Here is a 12,788-nt window from a genome sequence, read left to right on the forward strand (position 1 = left end):
CCTCCTCGTTCTCTCGCACGGCCTCCGAAAACGTAGCAGCGGCCACCACGGTCCGCCAACGGGTTTTCTCCAGGCTCTACCGACGCGTGGTGAAGTGGAGGTGGCCGATACCTCGACAGCAGGGAGCGATCCTTCTGATGACCGCACAGCCCGCATGCCCTGAGCGCAACAGTCCCGAGCGCGCTGCGCGCACGGACATCCCGCCGTTCAAGCCTTCTCTCGTCAAAGCGGTGTTCAGGGACGTGACCCCGATGCACGTCTCACGGTCGGCCGCGTGGGCCGCCGCGTCGGTGACGGGGACGGTGCTGGCGGAGATCATCGACGGCGCGAGGCGAGCGGCGGCGGAAGAGGCCCGGAGGAAGCTGACGCCCGCGGACCTCGTCTCGGCGATCGACCGGAACGTCGAGGTGGAGGTGGGGACCGCGTGGTACGAGCACAGCCCGACGTTCAGGGGCCTGACCGGTGACGTACACGATGTCGAGGGCGTCCTTGTGGCTCCTCCTCGACGCCGCAGGTCGCGCAAACCGAGTGCCGTGGTCGGCGCCCACAGGTTCGAGACCGGGGTCAAGAGGCTGCTGTCGAGCCGGGGGGTGACGGCCGTCCCCGCGATGGTCCGCGACCTGGACGGAATCGCCAGCGCGTTCCTGACGGACCTCGCCCGGGACGCGGCCATGGTCGTCCGCGAGGGCGGGGTGAAGCGCTTCGGCTCGGTCACCCTGGTGACGCCGGGCGAACCGGGCACGCCCCCTCCCCTCGACGGTTCTCTCCAAGCGCTGTCCGTCCGCAGTGGGGCCAGTCGGACCATCGGCAAGGACGATGTCCTGGCCGCCACCACGATGCAGTTGTTCGGCGACGTCCGGCAGCAGGCCCTCGCCCGAGCACGCGAGGCGACCCCGAACACTCGCTTCGGGACTGACGATCCAGGGTGCGGAGGCGGCCGACCCCTTCGTCGTACCCGCACGACCCGAGGCGCCACGCTCGGGACGTGAGCAGCCAGGGGCCCGTGGCCGATGCGAGTACCGGATCGCGTGACCCCGGGGACGACGGCGGAGTCGCGTCACGGTCACCATCACGACCGTCGGCGACGAAGCGCGGCGGGGGATCTTCCCGTGGGCCGGCGCAGTGGAGATCCCTGGGTGTGGATTCGGTTGGGGTGGCCCGAGTCGGTCGAGCCACCCTGCCCGCCTCCTGCGGTCGGTTGTTCATGTCCGCGGTCTCTCCGACGGACCCGTCTCGCATTCGGCGGGACGGCTTCCCGTCAGCTCACCAAGGTCCTCATCGACAAGGCAGTCAACCAGCATCTGCTCCCATGCAGTTCACAAGCGCCGCCCTGTCCTGGATCACCGACGGCGAGATCGTCCGGCCGTTGTCTCCCCGATCCAGGTTGTACTCTCCCCGGATGACCGCGACCTTCGACGAGACCGTCCGCGCCCGTCTGCAGGCCCCCAACATCTGGTACGTCGGCACGGTGTTCGCCGACGGAGCTCCGCAGGTCAGCCCGATGTGGGTGGATCTGGAGGGCGAGGGCGAGCTGATGTTCAACACGTCGGTGGGTCGGGTGAAGGAGGAGAACCTGCGCCGCGACCCGCGCGTCTACCTCTCGCACGCGGACGCCGCCGATCCCTTCGACAGGGTGCAGATCAACGGGGTGGTATCCCGCTTCATCGAGGGCGAGGAGGCGCGCGACCGGATGGACCAGCTGGCCCGCAAGTACCTCGGCAGCGAGCGCTTCGAGTGGCTCATGCCGGGGGAACGGCGCGTCGCGGTCATCGTCCGCCCGGTCAAGGTGCGGCACATCGTCGGGGTGGAGCGCTTCCGGCCCGGCGGCCCCGTCCCCGCTCCCTGACTGACACACTCACCGCGCGCCGGTCGCCCCCTCGGCAGACGGCAGGCGGCGGGCGGCAGGACGGAGGTCTGTCGGCGGAAGCCCGACCCGTGCTTGATACGAATTTCCAGAGGAACGGGGCCTCGGACTGCCAGACGGGACCGTCCCCGAAGCAGCGGGGAGCAAAGGGGGGTTCTCTCGGGCGTCGAGAAGCTCGTCCGGTTCATCCCCTGCGGGCGCAGGGAGCAGCGCTGGACGAGTTGACCAGCGAACATGCGGTCGGGATCATCCCCGCGGGTGCAGAGAGCAGAAGCCAGCGTCCAGTAGACACTGCCCAAGGGTGACGGGTCCACCCCTACCCAGACGGGCGCGTTCCGGCTGACGTGGCCGCCGTCGCCTTCGGGGTCCACCAGCACCGGAGAAATACGAGGTACCGCGGTGTGGTTCGGGTACTTCGGGTACCTCGCGGTCGAGATGCCGGACGGCCGAGGAGGCGGGGTTCGGCCGCCGCCTCGGAGGTCACGAGGGGCGTGCACGCGCATACGCACGCCCTTTTGACGCGGGCGCCGTGGATCGTAGGATCAGCAGGTCATCACCGCGACGGGAGACAGGAAGCCGGTGCGATTCCGGCACGGTCCCGCCACTGTGACCGGGGAGTGCACCCTTCGGCATGCCACTGCGCCGTGCGTGGGAAGGCAAGGGGAGCGTCGATCCGGGAGTCAGGACACTGGCCTGTCGCGGGCCCGATCCGAGGAGCGCGGACTCCCCAGGAGGCTTCACTTGTACGACCGTTCCATGCTGTTCACCCCTGCCCGCCGGCGCCGTGCCCTGCGCGCCGCGGCCACGGCCGTCGCCCTGTCGGCGGCCCTCCTGACCGCCGGCTGCGGCTCGTCGCAGGTCACGGCCCAGGACACGAAGGCCGCCTCCCCGTCGGGCGGAGGTTTTCCCGTCACCATCGACAACTGCGGTGTGAAGACCACGTACGACAAGGCGCCCGCCCGCGTCGTCACCATCCATCAGCATCCGGCGGAGCTCATGCTCGCCCTGGGGCTGAAGGACCGCATGGTCGGCACCGCCTTCCCCGACTCCGCCGTCCTGCCCGAACTGCGGAAGGACTACGAGTCGATCCCCGAACTGGCGGAGAGGGAGCCGTCCTTCGAGACCGTCCTGGAAGCCGAACCGGACCTCGTGTACGGCGGCTACGGCAGCGCCTTCGACGAGAAGGAGGGCCGCTCCCGCAAGGCGTTCCGGGACGCGGGCGTCGACACCCACCTGAACCGCGAGTACTGCGGGAAGAAGCGGGTGACGATGGAGGACACGTACGAGGAGATCCGTACCGTCGGCACGATCTTCGGCGTGTCCGACCGCGCCGACCAGCTGGTCTCCGACCTCCGGGCGCGGGTCGGGAAGGCCTCCGCCGCCGTCAAGGGCGCGCCGCCGGTGCCCGTCTTCGTGTACGACAGCGGTGACAAGGCGGCCTTCACCGCGGGCGGCAAGAGCCTCGGCACCGAACTGATCCGGCTGGCCGGTGGCACGAACGTCTTCGCCGACCTCGACGACGTCTTCGGCGACGTCTCCTGGGAGCAGGTCGTCGAACGCCGGCCGGAGGTCATCGCAATCTACGACTACGCGGGCGCCGGGAGCGTCGAGCAGAAGAAGGAGTTCCTGCTCGGCCAGCCCGCTCTGAAGGACGTGCCGGCCATCAGGAACAAGCGGTTCGTCGTGCTGCCGTTGACCGCCACCCTGGTCGGCGTGCGGTCGGCGTACGCGGTGGACGATCTGGCCCGTGGCATCCGGCCCGAGAGCTTCCGGTGACGGCCCCGGTCACCGACGCCGCCTCCGGGCGGGTCGCGCGACCGGGGGGACGGGACGACGGGCGGGCCGGGCCGGGCCGGCCGGCCGGTCTCGCCGTCGTCCTCGTGGTCCTGGCCGTCCTGCTGGTGGTCTCCGCCACGGCGGGCCTGGCGATCGGCTCGGTCCACGTGCCGCCCGGCCAGGTGTGGGGCATCGTGACGCACGCGCTGGGCGCCGACTGGGTGGAACCGGACTGGTCGCGGGCGCGCGAGACCATCGTGCTGGACGTCCGCGCGCCCCGCGTCCTGCTCGGGGCCGTGGCCGGCGCCGGACTGGCGGTCGTGGGGACGGCCCTGCAGGCCCTGATCCGCAACCCGCTCGCCGAGCCGTACCTGCTCGGGGTCTCCTCCGGGGCGTCCCTGGGCGCCGTGGTGGTGATCGTGTTCGGGGTCACCCTGTTCGGGCCGGTGTCGCTGTCGGTCGCCGCGTTCGCGGGGGCACTCGGTGCGTTGCTGCTCGTCTACGCCACGGCCCGCACCGGCGGCAGGATCACCTCGGCACGGCTGGTCCTGTCCGGTGTGGCCATCGCCGCGGTGCTCACCGCCGTACTGGACCTGCTGCTGCTCACCACCGACCGGGGAAACGAGGCCCGCGCGGTCCTCGCCTGGACCCTCGGCGGCCTCGGCGGCGTCAACTGGGGAACGTTGTGGCTGCCCGGCGCCGCCCTGGTCCTGGGCATCTCCGTCCTCCTCGTGCAGGCGCGCCACCTGAACCTGCTGCTCGCCGGCGAGGAGGCGGCCACCACGATGGGCCTGGACGTGGCCCGCTTCCGGGCCCGCATGTTCGTCCTGCTGTCCCTCGTCACCGGCGTCCTCGTCGCGGCGTGCGGACCGATCGGCTTCGTCGGCCTGATGCTGCCGCACATCGTCCGCCTCGCCGTCGGCGGCGACCACCGCCGCGTCCTGCCGACCGCCGCGCTCGGCGGCGCGGTCTTCCTCATCTGGGCCGACATCGCCGCGCGCGTCGTCGCCGCGCCGACGGAGATCCCCGTCGGCGTGCTCACGGCCCTGTGCGGCGGACCGTTCTTCCTGTGGCTGATGCGCCGCGACGCCCGCAGGACCACCGACCGAGGAGGGGCATGACCGCCACCGAGCTCGTCGTCGACGGCGTCACCCTGACCGCCGGCGCGCACCGCCTCGTCGAGGACGTGTCCCTGACCGCACGCCCCGGCGAGGTCGTCGGTCTCGTCGGCCCCAACGGCAGCGGCAAGTCCAGCCTGCTGCGCGCCGTCTACCGCGTCCTGCGCCCCGCCGCGGGCCGGGTCGACGTCGACGGCGCCGACGCCTGGTCGCTGCCCGTGCGGCGACTGGCCCGCACCGTGGCGGCCGTGGTGCAGGATTCGGGCGCCGACTTCGACCTCTCCGTCCGTGAGGTCGTCGCCATGGGCCGTACCCCGCACAAACGGCTCCTCGACGGGGACACCCCCGAGGACGCCGAACTGATCGACGCGGCCCTGGACGCGGTGGACGCCACCGGCCTCGCCCACCGCCCCTTCGACCGGCTCTCCGGCGGCGAACGCCAACGCGTCCTCATCGCCCGCGCCCTCGCCCAGCAGCCTTCCCTGCTCGTCCTGGACGAGCCGACGAACCACCTGGACATCCGCCACCAGCTGGACGTCCTCGGCACCCTGCGGAAGCTGCCGGCCACGGTCCTGGTCGCCCTGCACGACCTCAACCTCGCCGCGTACTACTGCGACCGCCTCTACGTCCTGCGCGACGGCGGAGTCACCGCGTCGGGCCCGCCGGCGGAGGTCCTCACGCCCCGGCTGCTGTCCGACGTGTACGGCGTGGCGAGCGAGATCACCGTCCATCCGCGCACCGGCGCGCCCCAGGTGACCTTCCTCCCCGACGGGCCTCGTCCGGCCGCGGCGGACGACCGGGTCGCCTGACCGCGGCGGGGACGCCGGGGGGCTCAGGCCTCGGTGCCGTCCGGCTCCGTCTCCATGGTCATGCGGGCGACGTGGAGCGCCAGGTAGGAGACCTCGTCCTCGCTCAGGTGCGTACCCAGTCGCAGCTCGACGATCGTCGCCAGCTGCTGTGCGGTGCGGGTCGCCTCCGGGTAGTGGCGGCGGATGCCCTGGCCGATCGTGGACTCGTGCCCCTTCAGCTGCCGGTGCTGCTGGATCCGTACGAAGAGGTAGCGCACGTGGGTGATGAACCGCGCCGCGCTCATCGACTCCTGGGAGACGGACAGCCCGTGCCGTTCCCTGACGACGGCGAGCATCTGGTGGATGACGCCGGTCATCGTGTACGTGAAGGAGAGGTCGCCCGTGGCGAAGCCCGCGTTCACCAGGTGCAGCGCGAGCGCGATCGCCTCGGGGGGCTCCAGGCGCGGGTCCACGCGTTCGTTGATGGCCGCGAGGAGGCGCTGGGCCTGGGCGTACTCGGTGGCGTACAGGGCCTGGACCTCGGCGCGCAGCGGGTACTCGACGGTGATGCCGCGCGCGGCGCGGTCCAGCGCGCCGGCGATGTGGTCGGCGACGGCGATGGCCAGGGTCGGCCGGGTGGACTCGCGCCCCTCGATGCCGGACTCGTCGAGGGCGATCACGACGGCCCGCAGGACTTCCTCGTCGATGAGGGAGAGGACTTCGCTCAGGTGGTCGGGGTCACGGCCGTCCGCCGGGACGAAGACGCGGACGATCAGCGCCGGGTCGACCGGCTTGCCCTGGCGGGAGCTGAAGCCGATGCCGCGCCCGGTGAGGATGACCTCCTGGCCCTTGTCGTCGCGCGCGAGGACCACGTTGTTGTTGAGGACACGCAGCGCCTTCACAGCCTGCTCTCCTTACTCGTCCGCGGTCCGTTTCTCCCCCAATGATCCCGCATGCTCCGCGGGAGCCGCGCCGGGGCCGTGCGGGTACGCGCTCCGCGGGGTGCGCGTACCCGTGTCGGGCCGGTGGCCGCGCGTCACCGCCGTACGGTCACCACGGGTGCGCCGACGGCGACGTCCTGCCCGGTGTGCGGCTCGACCGAGGCGAGCTCCGCGGTGTTGGTGACGGTCATGAGGGTGACGGTCGGGTGGTCCGCGGCGCGCACGGCGTCGAGGTCGACCTCGACGAGGAGGTCGCCGGCCCGGACCTGCCGGCCGGCCTCGGCCCGGACGTCGAAGCCCTCCCCCTGCATCTGCACGGTGTCGATGCCGACGTGGACGAGGACCTCGACGCCGTCGGCGGTACGGATCCCGAAGGCGTGGCCGGTGTCGGCGACGACCATCAGCTCTCCGTCGACCGGGGCGACGACCCGGCCGTCGGCCGGCTCGATGCCCACGCCCTCGCCGAGCGCGCGGGAGGCGAAGACCGGGTCCCCGACGTCGTCGAGGTCCACCACGCGGCCCGCGACCGGCGCGGCGAGCTCGATGCCCTTCCCGGTGCTGGTCTCCTCGGCGGGGCCCGGGACGGGGCTGGGGGCGGGGGTGGGGGCGGGGGCGGCGGCCGAGTCCGCCGTCGTGCTCGCGGGAGCGCCGACGGTGACGAGCTCGCGGTCGTCGGCCGTCGCGCTCTCCTGGGGGACCGCCTCGGCGGCGTCGCGCTCGGCGTTGGCCCGGGCGCGGTCCTGCGGGGTGCGGAAGTCGGAGAAGTACACGAGTGCCATGGCGGTGAAGAAGGACGCCGTGATCGCGATGACGTAGACCGGCATCGGGTCGAAGACCGGGATGGTCAGCAGCGAGGTGAAGGCGAAGGCGTTGGTGTCGACGCCGCCCAGGACGCCCACGATGACGCCACCGACGAGGCAGCCGACCAGCATGCGCGGGTAGATCCGCTTGAAGCGCAGGTGGATGCCGTACAGCGAGGGTTCGGAGATGCCGCCGAAGAGGCCGGCGGCGAGGGCGCCGGTCGCGGTCTGGCGCATCTCCTTCTCACGGTGGCGCACCGAGAGGAGCAGGACGCCGGCGGTGGCGCCGAAGCAGGCGAAGTTCCACGCGCCCATGGGGCCCTGGATGAAGTCGTAGCCGAGGGTGTTGATGTTCTGCAGCATGAGCGCGTTCAGCGGCCAGTGCAGGCCCAGCGGCACCAGGAAGGGGTAGAGCAGCGGGATCATGATCGCGAAGACGAGCGGCGCGTTGTTGTTCAGCCAGGACAGCCCCTCGCCGAGGCCGTTGCCGGCCCAGATGCCCAGCGGGCCGATGAGGAAGGCGGTCACCGGGATCATGATCAGCATGCTGAAGAACGGCACGAAGACCATGTGCACGCTCTCGGGGAAGACGCGCTGGAGGCCCTTGTAGACGAGGGCGAGCAGGGCGACCATCAGCAGCGGTACGAAGACCTGGCCGCCGTAGTCGTTGAGCTGCATCGGCAGGCCGAAGACGTGCGCCACGGACTCCGTGGTGCCGAGCGTCTCGTTGGTGGTGGTGGTGACGCCGGGGATCTTGGAGTTGATCAGGCCCGTGAAGTTCGGGGTCATCACCGCGGCCATCACGGTGGCGCCCACCCACGGGTCGATCTTCAGCTTCTTCGCCGCGTTGTAGGCGACGAAGATCGGCAGGAAGTAGAGCACCGAGCGCCACATGGCGTCGACGAACACCCAGGTCGCGGACTTGTCCGCGGCGCGGAAGTCCACCATGCCCAGGGCGTCGAGGACGGAGGCGATCGCGATGATCAGCGAGGAGCCGAGCAGCACGCCCATGAGCGGGCGGAAGGAGTCCGAGAGGTACTCGAAGAAGTTGTCGAGCCAGACGTAGCGGCCGCGGCTCTTGGCCCGCGCCTCGGCCTTGACGTCGGCGTCCGACTTCGGCGGGGCCGTGCCGCCGTTCGTCATCGACGGCAGGTTCATGATCTCGGAGTAGACCCGTGCGACGGCGCCGCCGATCACGATCTGGAGGCGGTCGCCGGACTGCGGCACCGTGGCCATGACGCCGTCGAGGGCGTCGAGCGCGGCCGTGTCGGCCTTCGCCCCGTCGTGGAGCTGGAAGCGGAGCCTCGTCGCGCAGTGCGTGAGGCTCTCGACGTTCTCGGCTCCGCCGACGCCGCGGAGGATGCGCTCCGCCGGCGTGCCGTGACCGGTTGCGGGTGTGTTCATGATGCGTCCTTGCATCCTCGGGCTGTCGCCGTCTGGTTCTGTCCGCGATCTCTCACGCCCGGATCCGGGCAACAAAAAAGGCCCGGGTCGCGCACACGGCGCTACCCAGGCCTTGCCTTCCCTCGGGCGGCACCGCCATGGCGTCGCGTGAGCGACGAAGGCGGATGCCTCGGGAAGTAACAATCCTGCGATCGAGATCGATCCGATCGAACTTTAACACCGGGTCACGTCGGCAGGACACGGGCGTCCGATGTGGACCGCGTCACTCTTCCGGTGCACGGATCGGGAGGCGGGCGACGAGGTCACGTCCTGCGCGCGAAGGCGGCGGCGTGGTCGACCGCCCACTGGCGGAGGCTTCGCGGGGGCGTCCCGAGGAGGTCGGCCACCGTGGTGGTGCGGTACGCGGGCCGCCCCACCGCCGCGTGCCACGCGGCGAGCAGCATGTCGACGGCCGAGCGGGGTGCGACTGCCTCCCACAGCGCCCGGAACTCGTCCGGCGTCAGCTCCTCGTAGGCGATCCGGCGCCCCAGCGCGTCCCCGATGACGTCGAGCTGCGCGACTTGGGTCAGGGATTCGGGGCCCGTGAGGACGTAGTCGCCTCCGACGTGTCCGTCTTCGCGGAGCGTGCGTGCGGCTACGGCCGCGATGTCGCGATCGTCGACCGGGGCCGACTCGGCGGCACCGTAGGGCCACCGGACGACGTCGCCGTTCCGGAGGGCGGGCGCCCACCAGGCCAGCGCGTTCGACGCGAACATCCCCGGCCGGATGATCGTCGTCTCCAGCGCGGTCGCCGCGAGGAGCCGCTCGATGTCGGCGTGCAGCACCCCCATGGGATTGGGCTGCTGGAAGCAGGGGTGCGGCGTCTGGTGGGGGGACGAGAGGAAGACGGCCCGCCCCACGTGGGCCGCCAGCCGTTCGACGACCGCCTCGGCGGTCGCGGGCGGCGCGGTCCAGACGAGGAAGACCGCACCGGCTCCCTTCAGTGCCGGGTCGAGCGTCTCGGGAACGGTGAGGTCGCCGGTGAAGACCTCGACCGCCGACGGCAGCGTGGCCGCCGCGTCGGGGCGACGGACGAGGGCGCGGACCGGCACGCCCGCGTCGAGAAGTCGGTCGACGACGACGCGGCCGACGCGGCCGGTCGCCCCGGTGACGAGTACGGGAGAACTGTTTGTCTGATGCACGCCACCCATCGAAACGTTACCGAGTTAAAAATGCAACCTGGTAACAAATGTTACGGTGGCCGGATGAGCGAGTCGACGGGGCTGCGGACCCGCAAGAAGCAGCGCACGCGCGACGCCATCGGCGACGCGGCCGTCTCGCTGTTCCTGGAGCGCGGCTTCGACCGCGTCTCGGTCAACGAGATCGCCGCGGCGGCCGAGGTGTCCAAGCCGACCCTCTTCCGGTACTTCCCCACCAAGGAAGACCTGGTGCTGCACCGGTTCGCGGACCACCAGGGCGAGGCGGCGCGCGTCGTCCGCGACCGCGCGCCCGGCACCGGGCCGATGACGGCGCTGCACCGGCACTTCCGGGCCGGCCTCGATCGCTTCGATCCCGTCACCGGCCTCGCCGATCATCCCGAGGTGGTGGCGTTCCACCGGCTGGTGTTCACCACACCGAGCCTGGCGGCACGGCTCACGCAGTACCAGGTGGAGGACGAGGAGGCGTTGGCGGAGGCCCTCGGCGAAGGCATCCAGGCGCGGCTGCGAGCCGCGCAGGCACTCGCGGTCCGACGCGTCCTCGCACGGACCAACTGGCAGAAGATCGCCGACGGCCGCACCGCCCGCGACGTCCACCCCGAGGCCGTCGCCGACGCCGACCTGGCCTTCGACCTGCTGCGGTGACGGGGGCCACCCCCGGGCATTCTGCTGCTCCGTTGGCAGGGTGGCTCCTGACATGCGACCGCTCCGCTGGAAAGGCCGACGTCCGGGCACCCCGCCCCGCGCCCGTCAGGCGCGGGGCCCTGTCCCGGCCCCCCGGGTGTGTCTCCACCGGACCGGGTGGTGGGCGCCTGCGCCCGGTCTGGCCCTCGCGAGCGGGCCGGGGTCGGTCGCGTCCAGGAGGAGGGGCTGGTTGCCACCACGCCGGAACTCGTAGGCGACACGCATGAGCCGCGAGGGGACGCCCGGCGCCCCCAGTTCGCCACGCGGGCGGTCCGGCGGTCCGCATCGACGGTCGCTCGTGTGGAGCAGGAGGGGAAGGAGCCGGACCTCGCGGCGGGCGACCCGTACCCGCTCGGTCTCGCGGCGCACCCGGGGCAGTCGCGGACGCGCAGCGCGAGGTCGTCGTCGGAGAGGGCGAGCACGGCCTGGTACTCGTCGAAGGAGCGGTACTGTCACGTTGCCGACGCCGATCCGGCCACAGGCGATCCCGGAGGGGCGGGCGCCCTGCGAGGACCGGTCCCACATCATGCGGAACGCCTCCTGGGCGCGCTGGAACGTGCCGGTGACGGTGGTGGCCGTGATCCGGTTCGGGCGTCAGACGCCACCTCGGGCACCGGCCTGCGGGGACGACCGCGCCCGCGTTGTCGCGCAGCAGGTCGAGCCGGACTCCTCCAGCGCCTTCCCGCGCGGCCCAGTCCGCCGCCTCCGCCGGTGACTGCCGTGCCCCTGGCTTCCTCCGCTGCGCGGCCAGTGATGACGCTCGCGCCTCCATCGGGGTTCCGGGCCCGGCGCGGCGTCATCAGTCCTGCGAGGGGATGTCCAGAGCGGTCCCGTACAGGCGCGAAACGCGGAGCACGATGGTCACGCGCCGATCAGGCAGCGGCTTCTCGCCGGGGGCGGCCCCGTCGGCCGGGTCCACTATCTCGACCTCTCCCTCCGCCACGGCGAACGACCAGACATCCGGTCCGCTGACGTGCAGCGAAGCATGCGGGTCGCGGCGCAACTGGCGGACCTTGAGGCGGTTGGCGGTGGAGGAGACCCGCAGCACGCGCTCCTCGGCGTTCCAGTCGTAGAGGACGGTCGACAGGTGCGGGTGGCCGGTGCTCCTGACGCTGGCGAGTACGCCGAACTGCTGCCGGCTCAGCAGCCGGGACAGCTCCTGGTCGGTGAGCACGCGGGGGGCCGGGCCGTCGTTCTGGGTGGTGCCGGCGGTGGTCTCAGTGGCGGTCTGCTCGCTCATGACGGTCAGCCTTTCGGTGGTCTGGGTGTGGCGGGTGGGATCGGAAGGGAAGGGAGGGCGGGTCCGACAGCTGCGGTCCTGCGGCCCCTGCCGATCACGGCGACAATGAAGACCGTAGCAGATAGTTTTGTTGCAGACGATCCGGCTGGCCTCTTTTCAAGCTCCGCCTACGGGCCCAGGGATGGGCGCGCTCGGCGGGCGGCGCGCCGCCTGACGAAGAACCCGCCGCCGGAGTCGACGACTGGCCGGCCGGTCCCGTGGAGATGCCCATCGCACCGCCAAGGCTGCGGACAGGTCCTGAGCAAGGCAGAGACGCGGGAGTTGACGGCCGGATAGGCGACGGCAGCAGCGGGGCCAGTCATACCGGCGCCCAGCCATCCACCACCTCGACGCCGTAGTTCCGCACGCGCATCCGGCCAGGACGCCCGCCGCTCGTACCCGCGGGGCACCGACAGGCATGCCACGCGAAGAACCCGACGGGGGCTCCTGGGGTCGGCCTCGACACCTCGGGGCGCGGAAGAACGGCCCCCGCCCGTCACGGGAGGAGGGCCGGCCATCCGCCGCGTCCCGGTCCACGCCGGACCACCCGAGGGAGGTGTCAGTTCGCGACCCAGTCGCTCCCCTCGGAGCCGAGGAGGCCGATGAGTACGAGGATCGCGAAGATCGAGGCGAAGGCGATTCCCGGCATCATGAAGAGCAGGACCACCCCACCCACCAGGTACAGCACCTCGATGGCCACGGGTACGCCGCGCAGCGCGGCCGGGATCGGCCGGCCCAGCCGGTAGACGCCGTACGCGAGGCATCCGCCGAGGAGCAGCGCGCTCGCGACGAGAAGTGATCACGGGACTCCTTGAGGAGGGAGGGTGCACGTTCTCTCAACGAGAGGGCCGACCTGAGCCACGGGCCGTCAGTCGTCCCGTGACCCCCTTCCGGCCTCCTGGAGCCGGGGGACCGCTGAGGATCTACTGAAGGTGCAT

11 protein-coding genes and 1 riboswitch are annotated in these 12,788 nt (G+C 71.6%); of the genes, 6 read left to right on the top strand and 5 right to left on the bottom strand.

Features of this window, described 5'->3' with window-relative positions:
• Window positions 1–137: 137 nt before the first annotated feature.
• The 5 genes from ABZ621_RS17050 (at window position 138) to ABZ621_RS17070 (ending at window position 5,567) form a co-directional block, all read left to right on the top strand.
• On the top strand, window positions 138–989 hold the full coding sequence (locus tag ABZ621_RS17050) for a hypothetical protein (protein ID WP_360605596.1): 852 nt from the start codon (window positions 138–140) through the stop codon (window positions 987–989).
• 410 nt (window positions 990–1,399) lie between these two features.
• Window positions 1,400–1,846 carry a TIGR03618 family F420-dependent PPOX class oxidoreductase gene (locus ABZ621_RS17055; RefSeq protein ID WP_360605155.1) on the top strand — a complete coding sequence of 149 codons (447 nt, stop codon included), beginning with the start codon at window positions 1,400–1,402 and terminating at the stop codon, window positions 1,844–1,846.
• Window positions 1,847–2,394: 548 nt separating this feature from the next.
• Window positions 2,395–2,576: riboswitch (cobalamin riboswitch) on the top strand.
• 44 nt (window positions 2,577–2,620) lie between these two features.
• The gene (locus ABZ621_RS17060) at window positions 2,621–3,640 is read left to right on the top strand and encodes an ABC transporter substrate-binding protein (protein ID WP_360605157.1); all 1,020 of its coding nucleotides are present in this window, start codon (window positions 2,621–2,623) and stop codon (window positions 3,638–3,640) included.
• Window positions 3,637–4,761 (top strand): iron ABC transporter permease, encoded by a 1,125-nt coding sequence (locus tag ABZ621_RS17065; protein WP_360605159.1) that lies wholly within the window; start codon window positions 3,637–3,639, stop codon window positions 4,759–4,761. The genes ABZ621_RS17060 and ABZ621_RS17065 overlap by 4 nt, the downstream gene beginning before the upstream one ends.
• Window positions 4,758–5,567, top strand: a complete 810-nt coding sequence (locus ABZ621_RS17070; RefSeq protein ID WP_360605161.1) for an ABC transporter ATP-binding protein — start codon at window positions 4,758–4,760, stop codon at window positions 5,565–5,567. The genes ABZ621_RS17065 and ABZ621_RS17070 overlap by 4 nt, the downstream gene beginning before the upstream one ends.
• A 23-nt stretch (window positions 5,568–5,590) precedes the next feature.
• On the opposite strand, the gene ABZ621_RS17075 is transcribed toward ABZ621_RS17070, so the two are convergent.
• The 3 genes from ABZ621_RS17075 to ABZ621_RS17085 form a co-directional block, all read right to left on the bottom strand.
• Complete coding sequence (locus ABZ621_RS17075; RefSeq protein ID WP_360605163.1) at window positions 5,591–6,448, bottom strand: PRD domain-containing protein; 858 nt, start codon at window positions 6,446–6,448, stop codon at window positions 5,591–5,593.
• Window positions 6,449–6,582: 134 nt separating this feature from the next.
• On the bottom strand, window positions 6,583–8,691 hold the full coding sequence (locus tag ABZ621_RS17080; protein WP_360605165.1) for a glucose PTS transporter subunit IIA: 2,109 nt from the start codon (window positions 8,689–8,691) through the stop codon (window positions 6,583–6,585).
• A 302-nt stretch (window positions 8,692–8,993) separates the two neighbouring features.
• Window positions 8,994–9,881, bottom strand: coding sequence for an NAD(P)H-binding protein (locus ABZ621_RS17085; RefSeq protein WP_360605167.1), 888 nt, complete (start codon window positions 9,879–9,881; stop codon window positions 8,994–8,996).
• A 54-nt stretch (window positions 9,882–9,935) separates the two neighbouring features.
• Between ABZ621_RS17085 and ABZ621_RS17090 the strand changes: the two genes are divergently transcribed.
• On the top strand, window positions 9,936–10,532 hold the full coding sequence (locus ABZ621_RS17090) for a TetR family transcriptional regulator (protein ID WP_360605169.1): 597 nt from the start codon (window positions 9,936–9,938) through the stop codon (window positions 10,530–10,532).
• Between the two features lie 838 nt (window positions 10,533–11,370).
• Here the strand turns inward: ABZ621_RS17090 and ABZ621_RS17095 are convergent.
• Window positions 11,371–11,811, bottom strand: a complete 441-nt coding sequence (locus tag ABZ621_RS17095; protein ID WP_360605171.1) for a pyridoxamine 5'-phosphate oxidase family protein — start codon at window positions 11,809–11,811, stop codon at window positions 11,371–11,373.
• Between the two features lie 598 nt (window positions 11,812–12,409).
• Complete coding sequence (locus ABZ621_RS17100) at window positions 12,410–12,550, bottom strand: hypothetical protein (RefSeq protein WP_360605173.1); 141 nt, start codon at window positions 12,548–12,550, stop codon at window positions 12,410–12,412.
• Window positions 12,551–12,788 lie beyond the last annotated feature (238 nt).

Source organism: Streptomyces sp. NPDC007863 (assembly GCF_040633895.1).
Classification (GTDB): domain Bacteria; phylum Actinomycetota; class Actinomycetes; order Streptomycetales; family Streptomycetaceae; genus Streptomyces.